Annotated in this window: 30 protein-coding genes and 1 pseudogene; 4 read left to right on the top strand and 27 right to left on the bottom strand. The window is 36.5% G+C overall.

The window, feature by feature from the left end; all coding sequences use genetic code 11:
* From EKM60_RS02710 to EKM60_RS02700, 3 genes and pseudogenes are all read right to left on the bottom strand, one after another.
* Positions 1–365 (bottom strand): annotated as a pseudogene (locus EKM60_RS02710) (5-dehydro-4-deoxy-D-glucuronate isomerase); the annotation flags it as partial.
* Between the two features lie 22 nt (positions 366–387).
* Positions 388–642 (bottom strand): hypothetical protein, encoded by a 255-nt coding sequence (locus EKM60_RS02705; protein ID WP_125674795.1) that lies wholly within the window; start codon positions 640–642, stop codon positions 388–390.
* Between the two features lie 2 nt (positions 643–644).
* Positions 645–1712, bottom strand: a complete 1068-nt coding sequence (locus EKM60_RS02700; protein WP_125712172.1) for a 2-keto-3-deoxygluconate permease — start codon at positions 1710–1712, stop codon at positions 645–647.
* A 416-nt stretch (positions 1713–2128) separates the two neighbouring features.
* On the opposite strand from EKM60_RS02700, the gene EKM60_RS02695 reads away from it, so the two are divergent.
* Positions 2129–3532 (top strand): NAD-dependent succinate-semialdehyde dehydrogenase, encoded by a 1404-nt coding sequence (locus EKM60_RS02695; protein WP_125712170.1) that lies wholly within the window; start codon positions 2129–2131, stop codon positions 3530–3532.
* A 74-nt stretch (positions 3533–3606) separates the two neighbouring features.
* Positions 3607–4485: an aldo/keto reductase gene (locus EKM60_RS02690; protein ID WP_125712168.1), complete on the top strand. Its 879-nt coding sequence runs from the start codon at positions 3607–3609 to the stop codon at positions 4483–4485.
* A 68-nt stretch (positions 4486–4553) separates the two neighbouring features.
* Here the strand turns inward: EKM60_RS02690 and phnW are convergent, their stop codons facing one another.
* From phnW to EKM60_RS02650, 8 genes are all read right to left on the bottom strand, one after another.
* The gene (gene phnW / locus EKM60_RS02685) at positions 4554–5657 is read right to left on the bottom strand and encodes a 2-aminoethylphosphonate--pyruvate transaminase (RefSeq protein ID WP_125712167.1); all 1104 of its coding nucleotides are present in this window, start codon (positions 5655–5657) and stop codon (positions 4554–4556) included.
* Complete coding sequence (gene phnX / locus EKM60_RS02680) at positions 5647–6450, bottom strand: phosphonoacetaldehyde hydrolase (protein WP_125712165.1); 804 nt, start codon at positions 6448–6450, stop codon at positions 5647–5649. Before phnX ends, phnW begins: the two co-directional genes overlap by 11 nt.
* Positions 6451–6464: 14 nt before the next feature.
* A complete protein-coding gene (locus EKM60_RS02675; RefSeq protein ID WP_125712163.1) occupies positions 6465–7325 on the bottom strand; it encodes a PhnE/PtxC family ABC transporter permease in 861 nt (286 codons plus the stop codon).
* On the bottom strand, positions 7322–8113 hold the full coding sequence (gene phnE, locus EKM60_RS02670; RefSeq protein WP_125712161.1) for a phosphonate ABC transporter, permease protein PhnE: 792 nt from the start codon (positions 8111–8113) through the stop codon (positions 7322–7324). Before phnE ends, EKM60_RS02675 begins: the two co-directional genes overlap by 4 nt.
* Complete coding sequence (gene phnC / locus EKM60_RS02665) at positions 8113–8868, bottom strand: phosphonate ABC transporter ATP-binding protein (protein ID WP_125712159.1); 756 nt, start codon at positions 8866–8868, stop codon at positions 8113–8115. The genes phnE and phnC overlap by 1 nt, the downstream gene beginning before the upstream one ends.
* Positions 8869–8878: 10 nt before the next feature.
* Entirely contained in the window at positions 8879–9913 is a 1035-nt protein-coding gene (locus EKM60_RS02660) for a phosphate/phosphite/phosphonate ABC transporter substrate-binding protein (protein WP_125712156.1), read from the bottom strand.
* 147 nt (positions 9914–10060) lie between these two features.
* On the bottom strand, positions 10061–11419 hold the full coding sequence (locus EKM60_RS02655; protein ID WP_125712154.1) for an MFS transporter: 1359 nt from the start codon (positions 11417–11419) through the stop codon (positions 10061–10063).
* A gap of 83 nt (positions 11420–11502) precedes the next feature.
* Positions 11503–13395 carry an amidase family protein gene (locus EKM60_RS02650; protein WP_225426985.1) on the bottom strand — a complete coding sequence of 631 codons (1893 nt, stop codon included), beginning with the start codon at positions 13393–13395 and terminating at the stop codon, positions 11503–11505.
* 203 nt (positions 13396–13598) lie between these two features.
* On the opposite strand from EKM60_RS02650, the gene EKM60_RS02645 reads away from it, so the two are divergent.
* Both EKM60_RS02645 and EKM60_RS02640 read left to right on the top strand, forming a co-directional pair.
* The gene (locus tag EKM60_RS02645) at positions 13599–14261 is read left to right on the top strand and encodes a MarR family winged helix-turn-helix transcriptional regulator (RefSeq protein WP_164508294.1); all 663 of its coding nucleotides are present in this window, start codon (positions 13599–13601) and stop codon (positions 14259–14261) included.
* A 17-nt stretch (positions 14262–14278) separates the two neighbouring features.
* Positions 14279–16045 (top strand): ABC transporter ATP-binding protein, encoded by a 1767-nt coding sequence (locus EKM60_RS02640; protein WP_125712148.1) that lies wholly within the window; start codon positions 14279–14281, stop codon positions 16043–16045.
* Between the two features lie 27 nt (positions 16046–16072).
* Here the strand turns inward: EKM60_RS02640 and EKM60_RS02635 are convergent, their stop codons facing one another.
* The 16 genes from EKM60_RS02635 to rplO all read right to left on the bottom strand — a co-directional run bounded on the left by EKM60_RS02635 (position 16073) and on the right by rplO (position 26213).
* Entirely contained in the window at positions 16073–16654 is a 582-nt protein-coding gene (locus tag EKM60_RS02635; RefSeq protein ID WP_125712146.1) for an SOS response-associated peptidase, read from the bottom strand.
* Positions 16655–16760: 106 nt separating this feature from the next.
* Positions 16761–17153, bottom strand: coding sequence for a 30S ribosomal protein S9 (gene rpsI, locus EKM60_RS02630; RefSeq protein WP_191988509.1), 393 nt, complete (start codon positions 17151–17153; stop codon positions 16761–16763).
* A gap of 13 nt (positions 17154–17166) precedes the next feature.
* Complete coding sequence (gene rplM, locus EKM60_RS02625) at positions 17167–17610, bottom strand: 50S ribosomal protein L13 (protein ID WP_125712144.1); 444 nt, start codon at positions 17608–17610, stop codon at positions 17167–17169.
* 127 nt (positions 17611–17737) lie between these two features.
* Positions 17738–18481 (bottom strand): tRNA pseudouridine(38-40) synthase TruA, encoded by a 744-nt coding sequence (truA, locus tag EKM60_RS02620; protein WP_125712142.1) that lies wholly within the window; start codon positions 18479–18481, stop codon positions 17738–17740.
* Positions 18482–19279: an energy-coupling factor transporter transmembrane component T family protein gene (locus EKM60_RS02615; protein ID WP_125712140.1), complete on the bottom strand. Its 798-nt coding sequence runs from the start codon at positions 19277–19279 to the stop codon at positions 18482–18484.
* On the bottom strand, positions 19280–20134 hold the full coding sequence (locus tag EKM60_RS02610) for an energy-coupling factor transporter ATPase (protein ID WP_125712138.1): 855 nt from the start codon (positions 20132–20134) through the stop codon (positions 19280–19282).
* Entirely contained in the window at positions 20110–20943 is an 834-nt protein-coding gene (locus EKM60_RS02605; RefSeq protein WP_125712136.1) for an energy-coupling factor ABC transporter ATP-binding protein, read from the bottom strand. The genes EKM60_RS02610 and EKM60_RS02605 overlap by 25 nt, the downstream gene beginning before the upstream one ends.
* A 189-nt stretch (positions 20944–21132) precedes the next feature.
* A complete protein-coding gene (rplQ, locus tag EKM60_RS02600) occupies positions 21133–21513 on the bottom strand; it encodes a 50S ribosomal protein L17 (RefSeq protein WP_125674836.1) in 381 nt (126 codons plus the stop codon).
* Between the two features lie 28 nt (positions 21514–21541).
* The gene (locus tag EKM60_RS02595) at positions 21542–22480 is read right to left on the bottom strand and encodes a DNA-directed RNA polymerase subunit alpha (RefSeq protein WP_125712134.1); all 939 of its coding nucleotides are present in this window, start codon (positions 22478–22480) and stop codon (positions 21542–21544) included.
* 69 nt (positions 22481–22549) lie between these two features.
* Entirely contained in the window at positions 22550–22936 is a 387-nt protein-coding gene (rpsK, locus tag EKM60_RS02590) for a 30S ribosomal protein S11 (protein WP_125674841.1), read from the bottom strand.
* Between the two features lie 22 nt (positions 22937–22958).
* The gene (rpsM, locus tag EKM60_RS02585) at positions 22959–23324 is read right to left on the bottom strand and encodes a 30S ribosomal protein S13 (protein WP_125712132.1); all 366 of its coding nucleotides are present in this window, start codon (positions 23322–23324) and stop codon (positions 22959–22961) included.
* 23 nt (positions 23325–23347) lie between these two features.
* Positions 23348–23464: a 50S ribosomal protein L36 gene (gene rpmJ, locus EKM60_RS02580; protein WP_010018546.1), complete on the bottom strand. Its 117-nt coding sequence runs from the start codon at positions 23462–23464 to the stop codon at positions 23348–23350.
* A gap of 31 nt (positions 23465–23495) precedes the next feature.
* Complete coding sequence (gene infA, locus EKM60_RS02575) at positions 23496–23714, bottom strand: translation initiation factor IF-1 (protein ID WP_010018544.1); 219 nt, start codon at positions 23712–23714, stop codon at positions 23496–23498.
* A 95-nt stretch (positions 23715–23809) separates the two neighbouring features.
* Positions 23810–24463 carry an adenylate kinase gene (locus EKM60_RS02570; protein WP_125593353.1) on the bottom strand — a complete coding sequence of 218 codons (654 nt, stop codon included), beginning with the start codon at positions 24461–24463 and terminating at the stop codon, positions 23810–23812.
* Between the two features lie 14 nt (positions 24464–24477).
* Entirely contained in the window at positions 24478–25773 is a 1296-nt protein-coding gene (secY, locus tag EKM60_RS02565; RefSeq protein ID WP_125712130.1) for a preprotein translocase subunit SecY, read from the bottom strand.
* The gene (gene rplO / locus EKM60_RS02560; protein WP_125674849.1) at positions 25773–26213 is read right to left on the bottom strand and encodes a 50S ribosomal protein L15; all 441 of its coding nucleotides are present in this window, start codon (positions 26211–26213) and stop codon (positions 25773–25775) included. The genes secY and rplO overlap by 1 nt, the downstream gene beginning before the upstream one ends.
* Positions 26214–26222: the final 9 nt, after the last annotated feature.

Here is a 26222-nt window from a genome sequence, read left to right as displayed (position 1 = left end):
GCATCATCTGATTCAAATACTACGTGTTCTACTCCCATTCCTACATAGTAGCCATCGTGCTTAACCATTTCTTCTTTCTTACCATCGATAGTCATTGAACCTTTACCACCGATGTTGATAACACCTAGTTCACGGCGTTGTAAGAAGTATTCTACACCGAGTTCTTTGTCTAGCTTGATTTCTAGTGGTGAATCAGTTGGTGTTACACCACCGAAGATCATACGATCGTTGTATGTATATGTTAGAAGAATGTCGCCTGGTGTAAATAGTTTTTCCATTAAGAATTGATCACGTAATTCATCTGTTGAATAGTGCTCAATATCCTTAGGACTATGTGTATAATTTGTTTTCATTGAAAATGACATTTGAAATTCCTCCAATATTATTTTAGAAATACGATAACTCTGATACTTTTTGCATAAGTTCTGACAAGCTCATGTCTTCTACTTTTTTATCTCTTGCTGAATCTAAGATGTTACCTTCCATACCGTTGAACTTTTCAGCTAAATAATAAGCAGTTAGATATGCAACTAACTTATTTTTAGCATTGGCTTCAAAACGTTCTTTGTTGTTTTCAACAGGTATTGAATCAACAAAATGATAAGCAAATTCTTTTGGATTTAGTATTTGTCTGTCTTCCATAACTAATCTCCTTTTGCAGCTAATTTAGCTTCGTCTTTAGCTTTAAGTTCTTCTTCTTCTTTTTTAGCCATAATTGACTCTGCAAACTTACCTTCATACTTCTTAGGAACAATTGGTAGTCCTCTTCTACGAGCACGTTTTTCCATGTACATTGTTACGATAGGTGTCAAGATTGATGTAACCAAAACACTTGTAGCAACAATAGCAGTAGCTGATGCAGCAGTTGAAGCAAAACTTGGATTTGTTTCAGCAATTGCATAAGGAACAGCAACAGCAGCTCCGGCAGTTGATGAAGCAGCCCATCCGGCAACACCATCTGATCCTGTGAAGAAGCGGTCAACAAGTGCCAATACTGAACCTGAAACAAGAACAACGATAACACCCATGAAAATACCCATGAAACCTGACTTGAAGATCATACCGAAGTTCAAGCTGTAACCCAGTGTAAATGCGAAGAATGGAACCATTGCAGGAACAACTGGTTTGAACATTTTTCTAAATGAATGATCTAATGAACCTAATGTGATACCAATAGCAAATGGAATCAATGTTGAAACTAATGCTTGCCATGGGAATTGAGCAATTCCGGCAACACCCATTGTAACCATTGTCATAAATGGTCCTGATTCAATACTGATGAATGGGAATCCAGCAGCATCTTCGTCACGGTTAAGTGTTGTCATCAAAGCCATATACAAACCACCGTTAGTTTCGTTAAACGAAGCGATAACAGCCAAAACAGAGAATCCGGCGAATAGACCTGTGGTAACACCGTGTCTTGGCAAGAAATGATTAATAATTACACCTAATAATCCGGCTAATAAGACCTTTACAATAAGTAGCGATAAACCTTTTTTAGCAATATATCCAGTAGACTTCAAGTCAATTGTTGTTCCAACACTAAAGAAGAACATGAACAGGATAACTGAAGTACCTACTAAGAAGTTCCCTGTAAAACCTGGATAGAATTTGTCGATTCCTGGCCAGATAGTATTTGTTAATGTTCCAAGGAATAATGGAACGACCATCATACCACCAGGTATTTTTTCGATGCCTTTTTTGATTTGCATAAAGCTGCCTCCCTCGTGAATTGCTTCACATCTAATTACAAAAAAATATAAGTTTGATAATTTCCAATACAGAAACCGGTTTTCTCTATATCAAATTATATTTATATAGTAACACAAATTTATATGGTTGCAAGCGTTTACGAAAAATGTAATGTAACAAATAACCTTGTCAGATCAAGGTTATCCAATAATATAGATACGTACCAATATATAAATAAGTACTATTCATTTAATATTGTGATTAGGGTATACCTAATCTAGTTAGTATTTAACCGCTAATTTCACAAATGTAAAAAAAAGACCACTTGCTCAATTTTATACAAGCTGTATTGCTTGACTTAGACCACCCTCTAATAGGTAAACTTGTAATTGTAAACGTTTTATCTGAATCAAAATTGGAAACTGGAGGAATTACAATGGCTTATCAGACAATCAATCCATTTACTAATGAGGTTTTAAAAACATATCCTAATGCAACGGCTGCAGATATTGAATCTACGTTGACGACGGAACACGCTTTATACAAGAAATGGCGTACTGAATCAGTTGCGAGTCGTTCCGCTGTATTACACAAAATTGCGGATCTTTTAAGAGAAAATGAAGACGAATTAGGTAAAATTATCGTTGAAGACATGGGAAAGCTGTTCAAAGAAGCAGTTGGTGAGGTCGAATTATGTGCCTTAATTGCCGACTATTTTGCCGATCATTCAGAAGAATTACTCCAACCTACTAAAATCAAATCCGGTGCCGGAGATGCTTGGGTAGAGAAACATTCAACGGGAATCATAATGATGGTCGAGCCTTGGAACTTTCCTTACTATCAAATCATGCGTGTCTTTGCTCCAAACTTCATGGTCGGAAATCCAATGATTTTAAAACATGCCTCAAATACCCCTGGATCAGCTGTTTCATTTGAAAAAATTATTAATGATGCTGGTGCTCCTGCTGGTAGTCTAAAGAACCTATTCCTATCGTATGATCAAGTTTCAGATATTATTGCCGATCCACGTGTTCAAGGCGTTGCTTTAACAGGTTCAGAGCGTGGTGGTAAATCCGTTGCCGCTGCTGCTGGACAAAATTTGAAGAAAAATACGATGGAGCTTGGTGGTACCGATGCCTTTATCGTGTTGGATGATGCTGACTTAAATGAAGTTATGAAGGTCGCTCGTAATGTCCGTATCTATAATGCTGGACAAGTATGTACATCTTCTAAACGTTTCATTGTAGCTGATAATCTATATGATGAATTTGTTGATCGCCTAAGCAAGCAATTTGCCGACTTAAAACCAGGAGATCCAATGGATCCTGAAACTACCTTGGCACCAATGTCTTCAGCAAGAGCTAAAGAAAAACTACAAAAACAAGTTGATACAGCAATTGCTGCCGGTGCCAAAGTTGCTTATGGTAATGAACCAATTGATCTACCGGGACAATTCTTCCCTGCAACGATTTTGACAGATATTGATAAAAATAATCCTGCCTACTCAGAAGAGATGTTTGGACCAGTTGCACATATTTATAAAGTACACAGTGATCAAGAAGCAATTGATCTTGCCAACGATTCAAATTATGGACTTGGCGGTATTACTTTCTCAGGAAGTAAAGAACATGGTGTAAAAGTTGCCAGTCAAGTTGAAACAGGTATGGAATTCGTTAATACATTCATGTATACATTGCCAGAACTACCATTTGGTGGTGTTAAGAACTCCGGTTATGGACGCGAAATGAGCAATCTAGGATTGGAAGCATTTGTTAATGAGCAACTAATTGTTGCTGTAGACAAGCCAAACTTGAATAATCTAGCCGGAGGATTATTCTAAAAAGACTAGATTTTTTGAAGGCGCTTTCTTTATAATGGAAAGTGCTTTTATAAATTTAGAGGGGGAAACAGAATATGAGTATTCCAGATATTGAATTAGCTAATGGCGTTAAAATACCTCAAGTAGGTTTGGGTGTATTTCAAATTAGTGACGAAAATGAAGTTATAAACAGTGTCAAGTGGGCTATTGAAGCCGGATATAGACATATCGATACTGCAAGTTTTTATGATAATGAAGAAGCAGTTGGTGAAGGAATCATTGCTTCAGGGATCGATCGTTCTAAATTATTCATTACAACTAAGATTTGGAACGATATTAGAACATATGATGATACAATGGCTCAATTCCAAAGATCATTAGATAAATTAAAGTTAGACTACCTGGATCTATTATTGATCCACTGGCCAGCACCTGGATATGAAGAAACATGGCGCGCAATGGAAGATTTATATAAAGATGGCAAAATTAAAGCTATTGGTGTTTCAAACTTCCAAGACTATCAACTTGAACACTTGATGGAAACAGCAACAATCAAGCCGATGATCGATCAAATCGAAACTCATCCATTTAATCAACAAAATAAAATGCACGAATACTTGAATAAAGAAAATATTGTTCACGAAGCATGGAGTCCACTTGGTGGTGGTAAGAACAGCGTTCTTAATAATGAATTAGTTAAGAAAATTGCTGATGCGCATGGCAAGTCAGTTGCTCAGGTAGTACTTCGTTGGCATATTCAACGTGGTGAAGTCATTATTCCTAAATCAATTCATCAAAATAGAATCAAACAAAATATTGATATTTTTGATTTTGAATTAACCGATGATGACATGGAAAAAATTGCTACATTGAATGAAGACAAACGTGTTGGTTCAAGCCCCGATAACAAAGAATGGCTTGAAAAATCAAAAGAATTCAATACCCTTGCCGATAAAATTAAAAAAGGATTTTAATTTTTAAATAATATATATACAAAAAGCGGTTGGAACTCAATTGAGTTCCAACCGCTTTTATTTTTTACTTAAGAAATTTTTTGACTTAAACCTTCAATAACCTTCAAGAGTCTTGTAATATCTTCTGAATAAACTTCACCAATATTTCCAATTCTAAATGTTGGTACTTCAGATAATTTACCAGGATAAATCACAAAACCTGATTCCTTCAATTTATTGTAGAAATCTTTGAAATCAAAATCATCACTTGGATACTTAAATGACGTAATGATTGGCGATTGCCATTCGAGATCAATCAATGGTTTAAAGCCTAACTTCTTCATTCCTTCAGACAATCTTGTTTGATTATCTTGGTAACGTTCAAAACGTTTTTCAACGCCACCTTCGACTCGTAATTCAATTAGTGCTTGCGCAAATGCATGAACTACGTGTGTTGGTGAAGTAAATCTCCATTTACCATGATTAGCTTCCATTTCATCGTATTGACTAAATAGATCTAATGAAAGAGTTCTTGCATTATCCGCTGTTTCCTTTAATTTTTCTTCATTGGCGATAATGAATGAAAATCCTGGAACACCTTGAATACATTTATTAGTACTACTGATTAAATAGTCGATTTTTAAATCTTCAACAGCAATTGGAATACCACCAAAACTACTCATTGCATCAACAATAGTAATTATTCCTTGTTCATGAACCCATGGAATAATATCTTCTATTGGATTCAAAATACCAGTGGTAGTTTCACAGTGGATCATTGCAAAATGAGTAATTGATGGATATCTATTCAACATTTGCTTAACAGATTCAAGAGTAATAGGCTGTTGCTCGTCAATTATCAAATCAACATGATCTATCCCATATACATCTGCCATTTGGCCTATTCTCTCACCATAAGCACCATTCATTGCAATCATCAAGACTCCATCGTCAGGAATAACTGAACTTATTACTGATTCAACTCCATAAGTTCCACTACCTTGCATCAAAACAGAAGTATATTTATCTGAACTAACTTGAGCTATATCAAGTAAAGATCTTCTAATAGTTTGTGTGATACCTTTATAATCTTCATCCCATGTACAATAATCAAATTCCATAGCTCTTTTAACTGTTGAACTAGTGGTCAAAGGACCTGGAGTTAATAATAAATACTTATTTTCATTTTCCATTAGCTATTTTTTCCTCTGATTGATTTAAAAATTTAATTGCTTCTGGTAATTCTGATAGATTATTAATAATAATATCAGCATTTGCGTTAGCAAATTCATTCACAACTCTGTGTCTAATAACTTCTTTTTCTTCATCCGATAAAGAATCGAATTCTTGCTCAGAAAGCCCCATTAAACTACTTCCTTCAACAATTCCAATCGTATTTACACCGGCATTTCTACCCTCTTCGATATCAACAAGAGTATCACCTATTTTAATAAGTTCCTTGGGATCACACAATTCAAATTCAGTCATGATCTTCTGGATCATTTTAGCAGAAGGACGACCATCACCATCTACATCTTCTGAAGTTAAAACTAGTTCTGGACGATAGCCCAACTCATAGGCACTATTTTGAACTAATTTCATCATTTCAGGAGTATAGCCTGTTGTCGTAGCAACACGAATTTCTTGATCCTTTAAATAATTAAATGTATCAAGCGTGTATGGCTTCAACTCAGTTGAATCTCTTACATAATCTAAAAGACATGCTTGAAAATCCTCATATAATTTACGACGATCTTGAAAATCGGGAAGACGATTATATTCCTTTTCCCATTGTTTAAAGATATCTGGCATTTTCAATAATTTTCCAATATGATCCCATTTAGTGATACCCATATCACGACGGATCTCTTGGTCATTTATTTCAATACCTGCGTCATTGAATGCTGTTTTAAAAGCAATCACTGGAGCTAAACTTCCGTAATCTACGGTAGTTCCAGCCCAATCAAAAACTACTGCTTTAATCATAGTATTTCCTTTCACTACTTAGTTATATACATTTGTCTTAGTTTAACGGCAATAAACTCTAGTAATATTGTTACTCCGATAATCAAGTAAACAATAAATCCAACTTCATGGAAATCAAAACTCATTCCACTAGCTACAAACAATTGATATCCAATACCACCAGCACCGGCGGCTGCTCCTACTGCAATCGCATTAGCAAAATTGATTTCTAATCGAATAAATGTCCACGATACTAAAGATGCAATAATTGTTGGCCAAATTGCTTGGAAAACAATCACCCAAAATTTACTACCTGTTACTTTTAATGCTTCGATCGTTGTCTGATCAATTTCCTCAATACTCTCAGAATATGCTTTTGTTAGATAGGCAATACTGTGGAAGCTTAATCCTAAAATTGCAGCGTTAGTACCCAAGCCACAAACAATAGAGAAAATAAGAACCCACACAATTGTCGGTATTGCTCTAATAACTGCCATAACAACTCTGATAATTGCCCCAAAATAGGCATTAGTTAAGTTTCTTGAAGCAATTACTGCAAAAAGAAATCCAATTACCGCACCAATGATTGTTGTCATAATGGCCAGTAATAAACTAATTCCTAATGCTGAAAGTAACGGCATTATCCCATCACTACCAGCCCTAGGCTGTAGAAAAATTTGATTTAAAGTCATCACTAATCCATGCATAGCGTCGCCAATTTTTACATTGGCCGTATCCAGATGTGTCAAGGTATATCCTGTTACGGAAAGCAGTACAACCATGACCGCATAAATCATCACCCTGGACCAATTAAATTTGCGCAGTTTAACCTTTTTCTCTGGTGGTTGTGGTTTTTTATACCCACTAACATTTTGAATATCACCACGGGTTATCATAAAATCACCTTCCGAATCTGGTTGGATAGTACTTCTAACACAATAACAACAATTATTATGGCCAAGATCGTCATACCAACAGCATCAAATCTGAAGCTTTTGAAATACAGATCAAATATAAATCCGATTCCTGTTCCAGTTAAAATACCAACCAAAGTGGCATCACGAACGTTGTTTTCAATCATATACAATACCCAACTGATTAAACTAGGCATAATTTGTGGTAAAACAGCTTGAAAAATAACTTGGAAATAGCTAGCACCAGTGGCTTTTAAAGCCATCATTGTTTCACTAGCTTCATCTTCGATTATCTCCATAAACGCTCTTATCAAATACCCAACTGTCATCAATAACAAGGCCAGAAAACCTGTGAAATCACTTTGTTTGAAAGAAAAAAGTAAAATCATTGCCCAAGCTACAAGTGGTATGTTTCTGAAGAAAGAAGCAATACCACGTACGATTACATGTACATAATTATTAATCCCAGTAGCTTTAGATCCCAAAATAGCTACAAATAACGCAATGATAGCTGCCACGACAGTAGAAGAAACGGCCAAGGCGACCGTTTCAATTAACTTTTGCCATATGCGTGGTAAAAGTTCTACTGATTCTGATGTAGGGAAAAAGTTAACACCTAACCAAGTAAAAGCCTTAGGAACAGCGGTAAAACCACTGAAACTATCAAAATTTAAGATCCAACTACTTAATACATAAATACTTCCAATAACAGCGATTATTGCTGTTTGTTTTCGATGTTTTTGAGCCAAAAATTTTATTGGTGAAGACATTATTCAAGCTCCTTTGAAATCGTTTGGTCATAGAGAGTCTCCAAAATTTCTTCTGAAAGCATACTGGATTCTTCATCAAAAACTAATTTTCCTTGTCGAATTCCAACAATACGATCAGCATATTTTTTTGCCAAATTAATTTGATGTAAATTAGCCACACATATAATATTAAATTCAATCGTAAGTTGCTTCAAAAGGTGCATTACAGTATGTGAAGAGGCTGGATCTAGCGAAGCTATTGGTTCATCACATAAAATAACTTTAGGATGTTGAATCAAAGATCTAGCGATACCAACACGTTGTTTTTGGCCTCCACTGAGTTCAGAACAACGTTGAAGTGCAAAATCTTTAAGTCCAACTTTATCCAGAAGTTCCAAAGCCTCTTTCTTCTCTTCTTCAGAATAAATTCCGAACATCCCTGCTAATGTTGACTTATATCCCAAACGTCCATGTAGAACATTCTCAATAACAGTCAATCTTTCAACCAAGTTATAGTTTTGAAACACCATTCCGATTTGACGGCGATGCTTGCGTAACTGCGCTTTATTATCAGATCTAATATCAGATCCATCTAATAAAATTTGACCATCATCATCTTTGATCAATTGATTTAAACTACGTAGAATAGTTGTTTTACCTGCACCTGAAGGACCAATTATGGCCAAAAAGTTGCCCGGTTCAACTGAAAAAGAAATATCTGTTAAGGCTGGCTTATCTTTTTGATAACTCTTAGTTAAATGCTTTACTTCTAGCATAGCGTTCCCCTTATTTACCAACCAATTCGTGTGTTGGTTTATACCACTTGTCAGTAACTTTTAGAAGGGTTGTTTTAGCACTCTTCTTTTGCCATAGAGTTGCTGTTTTTGAACCTTCTTTACCGAATAACTTATCGTTTTCAGTTACGTCTTTTGATGTAAATCTATCTTCAATGGCCTTACGATCTTTATCGCTCATTGCTTTTGTATTAACAACCAATGGACCATTTTGAACTGGAAGAACTGAAATACTTACTACTTCTTTTCCACGGTAATCTGTGAATGGTGCATCAGCATCGGCCTTAACCTTAAATGTTGAGCCTACCTTGTCATAACTACCTTCTGAAACATCCATAAATGGTGCTAGATCAATATCATCAAAAGCTGCGACATCAACGTCACCTTTTAATAAGTTAACTGCTGATCCAGGATGTGAATTACCATAAAGAACTTTATCAAAGAACTTGCCACCTTCAGATAATTCATCTTTGTTCTTCAACTTAAAGTGCTTTTGAATTTCGTCAGTAGGAACCGCGAAACCAGATGTTGAACTTGATGAAACGAATGAAATCTTTTCACCCTTGATCTTATCGATGTTAAAGTCACTACCTGACTTGTAAGCATCAACCTTATCCTTAGGAACCATTAGGTAAGAACGGTAACTTGCACCCTTTTCTGTACCATCTTCACCAGATTGGATAAGTAATGGTTGAACCTTAGCATTTTGATGATGTGCTTGGATATATCCATCAGCACCCATGAAAGCTAATTGTGCCTTACCTGAAGAAATTGCTTCGATAGCAACGTTGTAATCCGTTGTTGTTTGGATTTCAACTTTCTTACCAGTTGCTTCATGTAATTGTTTCTTTAATTCCTCACGTGAAGCCGAGAAGTTCTTAGCCGACTCATTTGGATAAAAAACAATTGTTAATTTATCGCTTTTACCGTTAGAGCTAGCGGAGCTTTGGTTTGAGCATCCCGTTACAATTCCAACGAGCAATAACATTAAACCTAAACATACCGTTAATAATCGCCCTTTTTTCATAAATCTAATACCAACTTTCTGTTTCTTTTTAGGAACAGACTAAGAATAACAGGGTCATGTAAATAAATAATTTAGCTTATGTAAAGATTCGTTAAAGTTGCAGAAAAAAACCAGACATTTTCAGTCTGGTTTTTTTAATTGATTATTTTACTTTTTCTTATCGTTTGGCAAAAAAAATACAATGCATATCAACGCTAAAATTCCAAACACAACATTGATCGATAAACCTAGTAATGCACCTAGATCATAATCATTAAAAGCACTGTACACACTGGCAGAAATCGATGTTCCGATGGCACCTCCTAGAGCACTGGCCATTTTATAAATTCCAGCAGCCTCCCCAGCCTCAGAAGATGGAGCGTTACTTACAGCCGTGTCTGTAGATGGAGTGGCATACAATCCAAATCCCAGGCCAAATAATCCATATCCGATCACTACCATCATCAAATAGTTACTTTCTATCATCGTCAGAGACATTAATAGAACCCCTAATGTTGATATGACTGAACCTAATATCATTGGTCTTTTAGGTCCAACTTTTTGTAAGATCTTTTCGCCCACTCGGATCATCAACAACACTAATACTAAATAACTGATCGACAGACTTCCTGTTTTTACTGCCGACAAACCTCTGGATTGTTGAACATATGAATTAACAACCAATAATGTTCCAATCATCGCATTTAGAAGAAAGTTCGATATAACGGCTGTTAAATAACTCCTATTAGTGAATAATTTAAAATCGACAAATTTGTTAACGATTTTTATCTCCACTTTAAAAAATATCCAGCCACTTATTAGCAGGACAACTATTAATACTAATCCCATTATATTGAATTTGAATAATAATCCATTTGAAATCAATATATTTAGATTCAATACAAAAACTATAAAAACAAGCATACCTAACCAATCAAAAGACTTTAAATATTTAATTTCTATCTTTGACTCTGGAGTTTTCCATATTAGTATTCCACTCAAAATTGAAAACATAATTGAAATGACAAATACATATCTCCAACCAAAATTACTATCTATAAATCCTCCGAAAAATGAACACAGCCCTGATCCACCCCATGATCCAATTGACCAGTAACTTAGAGCTCGTTGCCGATCATCATTATGATAATATTCTTTCACCAAGGCAATCGTTGCCGGCATAATACATGCAGCTGAAATTCCTTGTAAAATTCGTCCCAAAATAAATAACAATGATCCGTTAGCAATAATCAAAGCCAGTGAACCGATAATATTAAGTATGATTCCCAAATAAGTAGTTTTAACTCTTCCTAGTCTATCCGCCAAACTACCAGCTACAACAATAAAAATACCTGAAAAAAGACTGGTAATTGACACTCCAGTATTCAATACTCCTGATGATATTTGCAAATCTGACTGTACATCCGGGGCCATATTCAAAAGTGATTGAGCGAAAAGCCAGTATGTCAATACACTTAAGACTATTCCCAGAAGCAATCTATTAGTTCCCTGATATTCTTTATCCATTAGTCACCTCAGATATATTCAGATGCAACGTAAGTATACAGAAGAATGTAATCGCAAACAAAATATATGCAAAAAGGAATCCCTTAGGATTCCTTTTTTACAAATTCTAAATAGATCACTCCTGAAAAAGCAATAATTCCTACTATACTCAAGGCTGATTTTTTATTACCAGTTTGAGGCAATATTTGATGTTTTATGTCGGGCTTCGCAATAGAGACTCGATTACCAACTAGCGAGTAGTCCGGATGATTTTCTTTAACCAGTCGTTTATTTTCTTTTGAAGCAGGTTGTTTAATATTTGATGAACCGTCATCAACCTGTAGCCCAGGAACTGAAACTGGACGTTGCGGTTGTGGTTGCGGAATAGGCTTTGGTTTCAAAGTTGGCTTAGGCTTATTTACAACATTATTATGTGAATTATTTTCTACATGTCTTTGATTAAATTTATTGTTACTTTCAAATAGATCGCCAATTTGTAATAATAATCGATCATTACCTCTAGCAGCGTTTAATTGAATACCCAATGGTAATCCCGCTGAAGAAATGTATGTTGGCAAGCTAATAGCAGGTTCTCCGGTCAAATTTGAAATTTGTGTAAACGGTGAATACGTCAGTGCAGGAATCCACTGATCCAATACCAATTTTGTTTTATCTTCCTTAGACAGTCCATCCATATTTCTAATACGTTTTTCTAAATTGCTAGTCATCAATGGATCTCCAACTTTTGGTGCTGTTGAAGCTGTGGTAGGAGTTAGAAAAATAGGATATTTTTGATGAAATTGCTGCATCTGCTCTGTCATTTTATTGACTGAGTCCCAAGCATTCGAAACATCATCTTTAGTAATAGCTTTACCTAATTGATAAATAGCCCATGTCGTTAAATCTACATCCCCAATTTCCAGATCCCGTTTCAATTTATTTTTGGCTAAATAATTTATTATCCCAGAAGAACCAGCACCGATAATATCATAGTCATTCATCAATTCCATTCCGTTAACAGGATACTTAACTTCTTCTACTTGATATCCCTGTGACTTCAAGAAATCAACAGCATTCTTGACCGCTCGTTTAGCGTCGGCGCTAACTGGTGTATTGACTGGAGATTGCGTCGTGTAAGCTATTTTCATTGTTTTAGGATCTAATTTAACATCGTCAGCTGTACCATTAGAAAAATCTTCAAATAGTTTATTTGCATCAGCCATCGTTTTAGTTTCAGCGAAATGACTTGTTTGGTTGTACTCAGACTTTGAATCAAATTTAGTAACCGCTCTTGAGGGCTTAAATCCAATAATTCCATTCCATGAAGCAGGTATTCTGATTGAACCACCTGAATCACTTCCAGTAGCAACTGGTGCATATCCTGCTGCCACTCCACTGGCCGAGCCTCCTGATGAACCACCGGACTGATATTTAGGATTCCACGGACTCCCTGTTGGTCCATACAATTTTGAATCTGTAATATTTTTTATACCCATCTCAGGGAAATTGGTCTGTCCAATAACAATAAATCCCTCATCTTGAAAAGCTTTTGTTATCCGACTGGTCCCTTGTGTAACGACATCTTTTTCGAAATACAATCCATTAGTATTGCTCCCACCTTTAATAGTATGTCCCAATCCCTTCAATAAAATCGGCACACCTAAAAATGGTTGCCCAGTATCCTGTATTTCATTAGCTTCTTTCAAAGCCTCGTCTCTTCTTAAAGTTATCATTGCGTGTAAACTACTATCCTGTTTTTCAATCTCTTGATATGCAAAATTTACTAATTGCACACTAGTAACTCTCTTACTACGAACGGCTTTTGCTAATTGAAGTGCCGAGCTGTTCTCATAATCTTTGATGGAAAAATTACTTACATTTTCGGTCGAGGTACTTGTTTGATCTGCTAAAGCAATTTGAGCTGGCGAACCTATGGTGAATAACATCAATAGCAAGATAATTTTCCTTATCTTACTATCCCAAGTATGGTGTTTCATCCTTATACCTCCCTGAATCATATCAACAACATACGTTAGTTATTTTTTAGATACAATCCAAAGGCCTTCAAATTGGCATTTTGACAAATTTGCTCAATTTTTTTGAATAAAACATTTGACAATTACTTCGGTACCGAACTATAATGCTGAGTGAAATAAAGATTCGGTACCGAATTAATTTTAAAAAGAAAGAGGAAACTATTATGAGTGAATTAACAAATAAATTGATGAAGCAATTAAATTTTGTCAGTCAGGCTAGTAACAATTTTATGCACCAAAATAAACAACGTCTTACTGGACAACAAAGAGTTTTAGCAATCTTACGTTTAGAAGATGGATTAAGTCAAAGTTACTTAGCTGATATTTTGAATCTCCGTCCAAGTTCAATTGCTGAACTATTAAAAAAGCTTGAGCTATCAGACGATATTACAAGAAAAGAAGACGAAAAGGATAAGCGTAATAAACTAGTCTACCTGACTAAAAGCGGTCAAAAAAAAGCCGACGAGAATGCTCATCAAAAAAATGAGGATAGTAATGACGACTTCTTTGCTGGTTTAAATGATGAAGAAAAGAAACAATTTGGAGCTTATCTTCAAAAAATCTCCGATGGCTGGAGTGAAGAATTTAAGCAACAGTCTGCTCGTTTTGTAGATCCAATGGATCGTATGAAAAATATGCAAAAAGTCCATGCAACTATGATGGAAAAGTTTGGTGACGATTGGGAAAAGATGTCACCTGATGAGATGCGTAAAGTTATGCACAGAGCAATGCACGATAACAATTTCTGTGGTCCTCGTGGTGGATTTATGCCTGGACGTGGAAGAAACTTCCGTCGTGATTTTAGACATAGTAGAGAATTTTATTAAAATTTAGAGGTAAAACAATGCACAATCATTCAATGGTAATGGAAGATTTGCCAAAAGCTAAAGGCAATATGAAGATCAAAGATTTTCTCAAACTTATCAACAGTGTCAATCCTAAAAAGGCAATCTTTGTCCTAGGAATGATATTGAGTTTAGTAACCAGTGGTGCAAGTCTAGTCGTACCACAGTTAACTAAAGGGCTAGTTGATACTAGTAATTTAGCAAAAATAGATGGACGAATGCTTTGGGTCCTAGTTTTAGCATTTGTCGTCCAACTAGGATTTGGAACCGTTGGAGGATTTCTACTGCGTTATGTCGGCGAAAGTGCGGTCAAAACGCTTAGAGAAAGACTCTGGGACCATCTTTTAAAACTACCGGTTGGTTATTTCGATGATCACAAATCTGGTGAGAGCAGTTCTCGTTTAGTGAACGACACAACTGTCATTAAAGAACTAGTCACAGCCCAATTTCCTAATTTTATTACTGGTGGTATCCAATTAATCGGATCAATGGTCATTCTCTTTTTGATGGATTGGAAGATGGCAGCTATCATGTTTAGCGCTGTGCCGATTTTTGTATTGATTTTACTGCCTGTGGGACGAATTCTTTCTAAACTAGGTCGACAATTACAAGCTGCAACCGCTGATTTTAATGCTGATGCAAGCGAAAAACTATCTGAAGTACGTTTGATCAAAGCCAGCAATGGCGAAAGCTTTGAAAAATCTAGTGGTGGCAATTTTATCAACAAGATATTCACTTTAGGTGTTAAAGATGCCAAAGTGGAAGCTGTACTTCAACCCATCATGATGACGGCAATGTTAGGAATATTTGTTGGTATCTTAGGTTATGGCGCCGTCAGAGTTTCAGCAGGAACATTAACAAGCGGTTCACTAGTCGCATTTCTATTATATTTATTCAACATTATTTCCCCTATAACTAACTTTGCAACCTTCTTCTCACAAGTGCAAAAAGCTATGGGTTCAACTGAACGTGTTCAAGACATTCTTAATACTGATATCGAACCCGTTGAAATCGGTGAAACAATTGATGTTGAGGGTCAATCGATCCAGGCTACTAATCTTTCCTTTAGTTACTCACCTGAACACCCTATTCTGGAAAATGTTTCATTTGAGGCTAAACCAAATAATGTTATTGCTTTTGCGGGACCTAGTGGTGGTGGAAAATCGACTATTTTCTCACTATTAGAGCGATTCTACGAACCAAATTTTGGAACAATTACTGTTGGCGATAATCAAATTCAAGATATCAACATGAACAGTTGGCGTTCGCAGATCGGTTATGTTTCTCAAGATAGCGCTGTTTTTGCCGGCAGTATTCGAGACAATTTACAATACGGCCTTGATGAAAAGTTAACTGACGAACAACTCTGGCATGGTCTAGAATTAGCCTATGCTGATCAATTCGTCAAAGAATTTCCCGAACAATTAAATACTCAAATTGGTGAACGAGGCGTTAAATTATCTGGTGGACAAAAGCAACGAATCGCGATTGCACGTGCCTTCCTACGTGATCCAAAAATTCTAATGCTCGACGAAGCAACAGCCAGTTTAGATTCACAATCAGAAGAAAAAGTTCAACGTGCCTTAGATCAATTGATGATTGGTCGGACAACTCTTGTTATTGCACACAGACTATCCACAATTGTTGATGCTGACCAAATCTACTTTATTGAACATGGTAAAGTTACTGGTCACGGTACACACACTGAATTGATAAATAATCATAAATTGTATGCTCAATACGTACAAGAACAAATGGTAAATTAAAAGGAACGACCAGACGGTCGTTCCTTTTTAGTCTTCAAAATTAGGTAATCCATTTACAGAATTCAACAGTGGCATCTGTGCTTTCAAAAATTCAAAAGCAAATTTGTCATCATATAACCAAGCCTTTATCTGATCTTTTCTTAAAATCAAAGGCATTCTATCGTGTATCTTAACAATAGAATCATTTGGTTTAGTTGTTAGCAAACAACTACAAGGCTGTCCATCAAAATAGTCATAAAATCCAGCAATATACATAGTTTCCGGCTTTTTGCCATAATTGAACCAATAACGCTGTTTGTCTGCGGTCCATTCGAAAAATCCGGTCGTAGGATAGACACAACGATGTTCCTTAAAGCCATTAGAAAACATCTGTTTTTGAACAACCGTCTCTGATCTCGCATTAATAATTGACTGTCCGGGTTTAAAACCTGGGTAACCCCATTTCATAGCAACAACCTTCACTTGCTGTAATCCTGCAACTATAACCGCTGTTTCATCGGTAGGAAAAATTTCACCAGTTTTAGGATCGTATCCCTCTGCCTTAGCCAATTGATAAATTCTTTCTATCTCTGCATTTTCAGTTGGTTGAAACATATATCGCCCACACATAGAAGCAGCCTCCTTTATGAATATATTTATACTTTCATTTTACACTTATAAACAAAAAAAACACCCACCAAAAGGTGAGCGTCCAAAGTGTAATATCTGGAATATATTAACGTTTTGAGAATTGTGAAGCTTTACGAGCTTTCTTCAAACCTGGCTTCTTACGTTCCTTCATACGAGGGTCACGTGTTAAGAATCCAGCTGATTTAAGAGTAGGTCTGAAGTCTGGATCAACTTCTAGAAGTGCTCTAGCAATACCATGTCTGATTGCTCCAGCTTGTCCTGAAAATCCACCGCCGTTAACGTTAGCAATAACGTCATAACTTGCGCCTGTTTCAGTAATATCTAATGGTTGTTTCATATCAGCAATCAAATTGTCAAAAGGAATGTAATCTTTGACATCACGTTTGTTGATAGTAATTTTTCCGTTTCCGGGAACTAATAGAACACGAGCCGTTGAATCTTTACGACGGCCTGTTCCAGCATATGATACTTGTGCCAAAATGTTTTCCTCCTTAAATTAGTTTGTTGATATCCAACTCTTCTGGATTTTGTGCTTGGTGTTTGTGATCTGGACCTGCATAAACATGCAACTTCATGATTTCTTGGCGACCAAGACTGTTCTTAGGTAGCATACCGCGGATTGAGTCTTCAACAAACAATTCAGGTTTTGTTGCTCTCTTTTCACCGGCACTAATGCTCTTCAAACCACCTGGATGATCTGAGTGAGAATAATAAATCTTTCCCTTGGCTTTTTTACCTGTTAATTTTACTTTATCTGCATTGATGATAATTACATTATCACCTGTATCAACGTTAGGTGTGTAAGTTGGCTTGTTCTTACCTCTAAGAATTGAAGCTACAACTGATGAAAGTCTACCTAAAACGACATCTTCACCATCGATTACATACCATTTACGTTCAACTTCACTTGCTTTTGCTAATGGTGTTGTACGCATAATTTCCTCCAGTTTCTCGTCTGTTTGACACTCAATAAGTTTCCGGGGCTCATCGTGGGGCAAACAATACCAACAACAATAATACTTGGTATTTGCCTATAAGTCAATAATTATCCACAGATAAATTTCAGTAAAATACCTGTTTTAAATAGAGCCCGCTAGCAGGCGCAGTTCCACGTGCCTGTTGACGATCTTTGACTTCATAAAGTCGCAATAAATCATGAACATCCCGACGCCCATTGCCGATTTCTAGTAATGTAGCAACCAAGATCCGCACCATATTATATAGGAAACCATTTCCTGTAAATTCAAAGACTAATTCATTTTGAGATGCATTATATTTTACACTAGCCTCATAAATAGTTCTAACTTTATTTTCGATCACACCGCCAGAAGCCGCAAAACTACTGAAGTCATGTGTGCCCTTCAGATCCACTAATGCAGACTCGATTCTTTTCAAATCGATCTTATACGGATAGTGACCTGTGTAAAACCTTTTAAAGGGATCAGTATATTTTCCACAGTCAACACGATATTGATAAGTCTTTCTCTTTACTCCAAAACGAGCATGGAAGGTTTCATCAACCATCTCAGAATCTTTAACTAACACATCCAACGGCATCAACGAATTGATTGCTTTCAGCATACTATCTGCTGGAATATTACCTGGATAGTCAAAGTGGATCACTTGCCCTAAAGCATGTACACCAGCATCTGTACGTCCGGATCCAAAAACATCTATCTGTTTTCCTTTAGTCATTTTAAAAAGAGCCTTTTCCAAGACTCCTTGCACGGTTCTTAATTTAGGCTGTCTTTGAAAGCCATGGAACTTGGCTCCGTCATAGGCAACCGTTAACTTATATCTTGTCATCTAATAACTCCGAATAAATAATAGAATAATTGTTATCAATAACATAACGACCAGCGCCATATAATCACGTTTTGACCAGCTAAGAACTCGATACTTACTGCGTCCTTCACCGTCTTTATATCCACGAGATTCCATCGCAATTGCTAAATCATATGCTATCGAAAAACTACTGACAAACAGTGGAATCAAAATTGGTACAAACGACTTGATCCGTTGCATGATCCCACCTTCGCCAAAGTCCACACCACGCGCTCTTTGTGCATCCATGATTTTCGTCGTTTCATCGATCAATAAAGGAACAAATCTCAAAGCAATCGACAACATCAAAGCCACTTGGGTAACCGGAAACTTAATTACTTTTAATGGCTTTAGGATACTCTCGATCGAATCAGATATTTCAATCGGCGTCGTAGTCAAAGTCAAAAGTGTGGAAATAAATATGATCAGTACAAATCTAATGAAAATATAAGCAGCTATCCGCATTCCGTCTGTGGATAAGGTAAAGATTCCCCAATGCCACAGAGGATTTTCACTAGGGGTAAAGAATAGTTGTAACAAAACTGTGAATAAAATCAGCCACAGCATCGGCCGTAATCCCTTAATAAAGAATCCTAAATTAATTTTAGAAATATAAACTGCGAATAAGACAAATAACAACAAGAAGCCATATGAAGCAACGTTATTTGCTAAAAATACAATACCAATAAAATAAAATGTTATTAAAAATTTGCCCCGCGGATCTAGTCGGTAAATAATCGAGTCTCCAGGCAAATATCTACCAAGTATTAATTTATTCATTTAATCACCATGAACTTGTCGTTTTATTTCAGTTGTTAATTCACTGATTGTAATGGGTAATTGTGGAAAAGAAAAGTTTTTCTTAGCTAATCTCTGTGCAAAAACAGCACTGCGTGGCAAAGTTAAAATATCATCTGTTAATAAACTTCTATCATTGAAGATATCTTTAGGTTTACCCACAGCTTTAACTTTGGCATCGTGGATAACTACCATTTCTTCCGCATAATTAGCCACATCGTCCATATTATGCGTAATTAAGATAATCGTCCTACCCTGCTCTTGCAAGTTTTTAAATAAATCCATGATCTCTTTTCGACCAACAGGGTCTAATCCGGCTGTCGGTTCATCAAGAATAATGGTTTCTGGTTCACTAGCGAGAACCCCAGCAATCGCAACCCGACGCATCTGACCACCAGATAAATCAAATGGAGACTTATCTAAATATTCCTTTCCCAAACCAACTAATTCTATCATTTTATGTGCCGATTTCTTAGCATCAGCTTCTGACATACCGAAATTCATTGGGCCAAACATGATATCTTTTTCCACAGTGTCCTCAAATAACTGACTTTCAGGGAATTGAAAGACCATACCGACATTTTTACGCAAAGGTTTTAAATTCTTATTATTTGTTTCAGGGGTAATCTCACGATCACCAACTAAAATTGTTCCAGAAGTTGGCTTAAGCAAGGCGTTAATGTGACGAACTAAAGTTGACTTACCACTACCTGTTTTACCAACAATAGCAGTGAACTTCTTGTCATGGATCGTTAAAGAAACATCATCCAATCCCAGTCCTTCAAGCGGACTATTTGCTTCATATGAGTGAGTTACATTTTTGAAGATAATTTCCATATGTTTTCAATTAGCTCCTCTTCATTTAAATAGCCCTCAGGCAATTTTAATTCATCCTTAAGTAAATATGCGACTTGACTTGAAAAAGGCTCCTCTAAGCCATAATTTGTCAATTTACGGCCTATATCATAGATGGCCTTCGGATCAGCTTTTTGAACTACCTCTCCGTCACGTAAAACAACGATCCTTTCAGATAGTTCAGTTTCTTCAATGTCATGAGTTATCGAAATAATAGTCATATTCTGCTCCTCACGCAATTGTTTCACCAGATCTAAAACTGTTTTTCGACCATTAGGATCAAGCATACTTGTCGACTCATCCATGATAATTATCGAGGGTTTTGTAGCAAGCACCCCAGCAATCGCAACACGTTGTTTTTGACCGCCAGATAGTGATTGTGGGTCACGTGTCTTATAGTCCTGCATATCGACCATTTTTAGTGCTGCATCGACCTCTTTGACCATTTCATCTCTGGGAATACCTTGATTCTCCAATCCAAAAGCTACATCATCTTCAACTGTAGCACCAACAAATTGATGATCAGGATTCTGAAAGACGATTCCAATTTTTGAACGGATCTCCCAAATATTCTTTTCGTTCACTTCCTGACCGTCAACAATGATGGTCCCAGTCTCACTTTCAATCAGACCATCGATCAATTTAGCTAAGGTAGACTTGCCGCTACCATTTTTTCCAACTATAGATAACCATTCATTACGATAGATGTCCAAAGAAAGCCTATTGATAGCCGGCTTTTTTGATTCTGGGTATGTATATGTAACATCTTTGATTGAGATTATATTTTCCAATTGAGTACCCCTTATAATATGCTAATTCTATCATATCGAAAAAAATACATTTTGGGTAAAAAAAAATCATTCGACAAATTAGTGTCCCCTTTTCAAAGGATCTCAGAGATAGACTTGGCAATTGCCATCATCTTAACACTCACTAATTTATCAGAATGACTGATTTTTTTATTAATAAACGATTATTAATTAAACTAATTCAATAATAACCATTGGAGCTGCATCGCCACGGCGAGGTGCAGTCTTCAAAATACGTGTATATCCACCGTTACGATCTTCGTAACGAGGTGCAATATCACTGAACAATTTTTGAAGTGCTGATTGAATAACAACCGCATCATCATCTTCTGTAATATTAGCAACTTCGTTTCTAACGTAAGCAGCAGCTAAACGACGAGCATGTAAGTCGCCACGTTTACCTAAGGTAATCATTTTGTCGGTTGTACGACTGATTTCCTTAGCACGAGTTTCAGTTGTAACAATACGTTCATTAATGATTAAATCAGTAGTTAAATCGCGTAACATTGCTTTTCTTTGAGAACTTGTACGTCCTAATTTACGGTAGCCCATGTCTATACCTCCTGTTTAAATTTAACTTTTAGTCTTCTTGCTTTAATGACAATCCAAGATCAGATAACTTTTCTTTAACTTCAACCAATGACTTACGTCCGAGGTTACGAACACGCATCATATCAGCTTCAGATTTTTCAGTAAGCTCTTGCACAGTATTAATACCGGCACGCTTCAAACAATTGTATGAACGAACTGATAAGTCCAATTCTTCAATTGTCATTTCAAGTTTCTTCTCTTTTTGTGTTTCTTCTTTTTCGATCATCATATCAGCGCTCTTAGCTTCTTCTGTGAGGTTCACAAAACTAGTTAAGTGTTCTGTAAGAATTTTAGCAGATAAACTAATAGCTTCTCGTGGTCCAATAGAACCATTTGTCCAGATATCAATGGTCAACTTATCAAAGTCGTTTCTCTTACCCACACGAGTGTTTTCAACCTGGTAGTTAACCTTATCTACTGGAGTAAATATTGAGTCAACTGGTAAAACACCGATAGGTGTTTCGTCGGTTTTATTTTGTTCTGCAGGAGTATATCCACGACCATTTTTAATAGTTAATTGCATGTGGAAATGTCCACCCTCGGAAACAGTACAAATAAATTGTTCTGGATCAAGGATCTCTAAATCATCATCAGCTTTAATGTCTTTAGCTGTAACAGTGGCTGGGCCGACTACGTCAACTTCAGCTTTAAGTCCGTCTTCAGCATGAGATTTTAAGTTTAACTTTTTAACGTTAAGTACGATTTGAGTAACGTCTTCAATTACACCATCAATAGCTGTGAATTCATGTAATACACCATCTATTTGAATGTCTGATACCGCTGTACCAGGTAATGATGCAAGCAAAACTCTACGTAGAGAGTTTCCAAGTGTTGTACCATATCCTCTTTCCAACGGTTCGATTATATATTTACCATAGTCACTGCTCTCTTCGACAGCAGTAATCGTTGGCTTTTCAAATTCGATCATTCGGTTAGTTCCCCTTTCAAAACGAAATGTGTGTAGCTTAGTTCATATGGGTATAAAACCAAAACCATTCTATACACGACGACGCTTTGGAGGACGTGAACCATTATGTGGAACTGGTGTAACGTCACGAATTGCTGTAATTTCCAATCCAGTAGATTGTAATGAACGAATTGCAGCTTCACGACCTGAACCAGGACCTTTAACAGCTACTTCAACTGTTTTCATACCTTGTTCCATTGATTCTTTAGCAGCAGCTTCACCAGCCATTTGTGCAGCAAATGGTGTTGATTTACGGCTTCCTTTGAATCCTAGTGCACCAGCTGATGACCATGAAACAGCGTTTCCGTTGACATCAGTGATCATAACTAGAGTGTTATTGAAAGTAGAGTGGATATGTGCAACTCCGGCTTCAATATGTTTCTTAGTACGGCGTTTACGACCTTTGTTTTGTGCCATGAATTAACCTCCTATCTTATAATTACTTCTTCTTACCCGCGATAGATACTTTCTTACCTTTACGAGTTCTTGCATTATTCTTTGTGTTTTGACCTCTAACGGGCAATCCACGTCTGTGTCTCATACCACGATATGAGCCAATTTCTTGTAGTCTCTTGATATTCATACTTACTTCACGACGTAAGTCACCTTCAACACGTACTTTATCAACTTCTGCACGAATCTTATCTTCTTGATCAGGAGTTAAATCTCTTGTACGAACGTCTTCGGAAACACCGGCATCTTTAAGTAGTTTTTGAGCTGTTGTATTACCAATACCAAAAATGTATGTTAAGGCAATAACGATTCTCTTATCACGAGGTAAATCTACACCTGCTATACGAGCCATTAATTGCACCTCCTATATTTATATTATCCTTGTCTTTGTTTGTGCTTTGGATCTGCAGAGCAAATAACCATGACGCGTCCACGTCTTTTGATTACCTTACAATGCTCACACATAGGTTTAACGGATGGTCTTACTTTCATGTTGGAACCTCCATTCCATTAAAATAAATTATTATCTGTATCTATATGTAATTCTTCCCTTGGTTAAATCATAAGGGGATAATTCCACGGTAACCTTGTCACCGGGCAAAATTCTGATATAGTGCATACGGATTTTACCTGATACATGAGCCAATACAGTTGCCCCATTTTCAAGTTTTACCTTAAACATTGCATTAGGCAATGTTTCTGAAATTGTACCTTCTACTTCAATGACATCTTCTTTTGCCAAAGACATTAACCTCCATCGGGATGAAATTCGCCTGCATATACCGCGAAATTATACAATAATTTTTTAGTTATGTAAACAATTCAAAGTAAAAAGTTTTACAGACTTTGTAAAACTTTTTTTACTTCGTTATAAACTTCATCTATTTCTTGTTCACCATTGATCTTATATAACAAGTTTAACTTATCATAAAAATCAATTAATGGTGTATTCATTTCAATATTAACTTTTAATCTATTCTTTACAGTTTCTGGTTTATCATCATCACGTTGATAGAAATCATGTCCGCCACAGACGTCACAAGTTCCTTCAACCTTTGTAGGATTATAAATCTTATGATAAGTTGCTCCACATTTAGAACAAATATATCTTCCAGATAAACGATCAACTAATGATTCAGGCTTTACATCAATATAGATGACAGCATCTATTGGTTTGTTTACATTCTTTGCAATTGTCTGTAAAGCATTTGCCTGTTCAAGAGTTCTCGGAAATCCATCAAGCATATATCCATTCTTTTGAACGTCATCTTTAGCCAAACGCTCTTCAACAATAGCTTCGGTAACGTCGTCAGGAACTAACTCACCTTTGTCCATAAAACTCTTAGCTTTTAGACCAACTTCGGTTTCATCAGCCATAGCTTGTCTAAACATATCACCAGTTGAAATATGAACTACATTAAAATCTTCAACAATTTTTTCAGCTTGAGTACCTTTACCAGCTCCGGGTAAACCCATCAATACGATATTCATTGTCACATCTCCTATTATCTAATAAAACCAACGTATTCACGCTTCATCAATAGACCTCTTAATTGACGATCCATTTCCAATGCTACACCGACGATAATCAATAAACTTGTACCACCAAGTCCGATAGACTGTGGTAAGCCAAAGATATTAGCGGCTAGTAATGGAAGCAATGAAACTAATCCTAAGAATACTGAACCAACAGTTGACAGTCTCATCAAAATACCTGACATGAACTTAATTGTTTCATTACCAGGCCAGACACCAGGGATATAAGCCCCTTGTTTCTGTAAGTTTTCTGCGAGTTTTTCAGGATTTACTTGAACAAATGCGTAGAAGAATGTGAATAACACAATCAGCAATGTGTATAGCAGGGATCCTGTTGTTGTCTGCATACTGAATATATTTGTTAATACTTGATACCATGTATCTTCACTGTGATTTGCTTGGAACGCCATCAAAATAGTTTGAGGTGTAACAATAAATGAACTAGCGAAGATAACGGGAATAACACCAGCAACGTTAACTTTTAATGGTAGAAAACTTTCACTACCACTTCCGGCTGCACGTCTTGTATATTGAATTGGCACTCTTCTGTTAGCTTGTTGTACATATGTAACAAATTGTACAACGATCAGAACAGCTATAACCAATCCAACCATGAATGCAATATTCTTAACTAAGTCAGCAGAACTTGAGTTGATCACGTTGTCACGGTAAATTTGGTAAACCCCGTTAGGGAATCTAGCAATAATACCGGCAAAGATGATAACAGAAACTCCGTTACCTAGCCCTTTATCAGTGATTTGTTCACCAATCCAAGTAAGCAACATTGTACCACCGGTCAAAATAATACCGATAGTAGCGAATGATTGAATATTAGGAGATTTTACAAGTCCTAAACCACTAAGTTGGTTAAAACCAGCAGTAATACCGATTGATTGAACAAAACCTAAAACAATCGTCAAATATCTCGTTACTTGATTTAGTTTTCTACGACCAACCTCACCTTGTTTACTCCACTCTACAAACTTTGGAACAATGTCCATTTGTAAAAGTTGAACAACAATTTGTGCGGTGATAAATGGTGAAACACCCATTGAGAAAATAGAATAATTTGCAAGACCACCACCGGTAACAGTATCTAGTAGGGGAACTAACCCTGAAGAACTAACCTTGTCCATTGCCGCAGCATTGACCCCAGGTACCGTAATTTGTGATCCCAAACGATAGATAACAAGTAACAACAAGGTAAAGAGGATCTTTTGACGGATTTCCTTCACCTTTAGAGCATCTTTGATAGTTTTAAGCATTAGATCACCTCTACAGTTCCACCAGCAGCTTCAATTGCTTTTTTAGCAGCTTCAGAAACTTTTGTAACTTTAACTGTTAATTTAGCACTAACTTCTCCGTTAGCAAGTAATTTAACTCCGTTGAATTGTTTCTTAACAATTCCAGCTTCTTTTAATGTATCAACATTAACGTCAGCACCGTCATTAAATTTGCTTAAATCTTTAAGGTTTACAATAGCGTATTCCTTGCGATTGATATTCTTGAATCCACGCTTTGGCATACGACGGAACAATGGCATTTGTCCACCTTCAAAACCAATACGTGTTTTACCACCTGATCTAGCTAATTGACCTTTTTGTCCACGACCAGCAGTTTTACCTTGGCCACTTGAAGTACCACGACCTAGACGCTTTCTTGAGTGTCTTGAGCCAGCACTTGGCTTAAGTTCGTTTAGTTCCATTCTTGCACC

It is taken from the genome of Companilactobacillus kedongensis (assembly GCF_003946625.1).
In the GTDB taxonomy this organism is placed as follows: Bacteria; Bacillota; Bacilli; order Lactobacillales; family Lactobacillaceae; genus Companilactobacillus; species Companilactobacillus kedongensis.
This window is presented reverse-complemented; position numbering and strand designations above follow the sequence as displayed.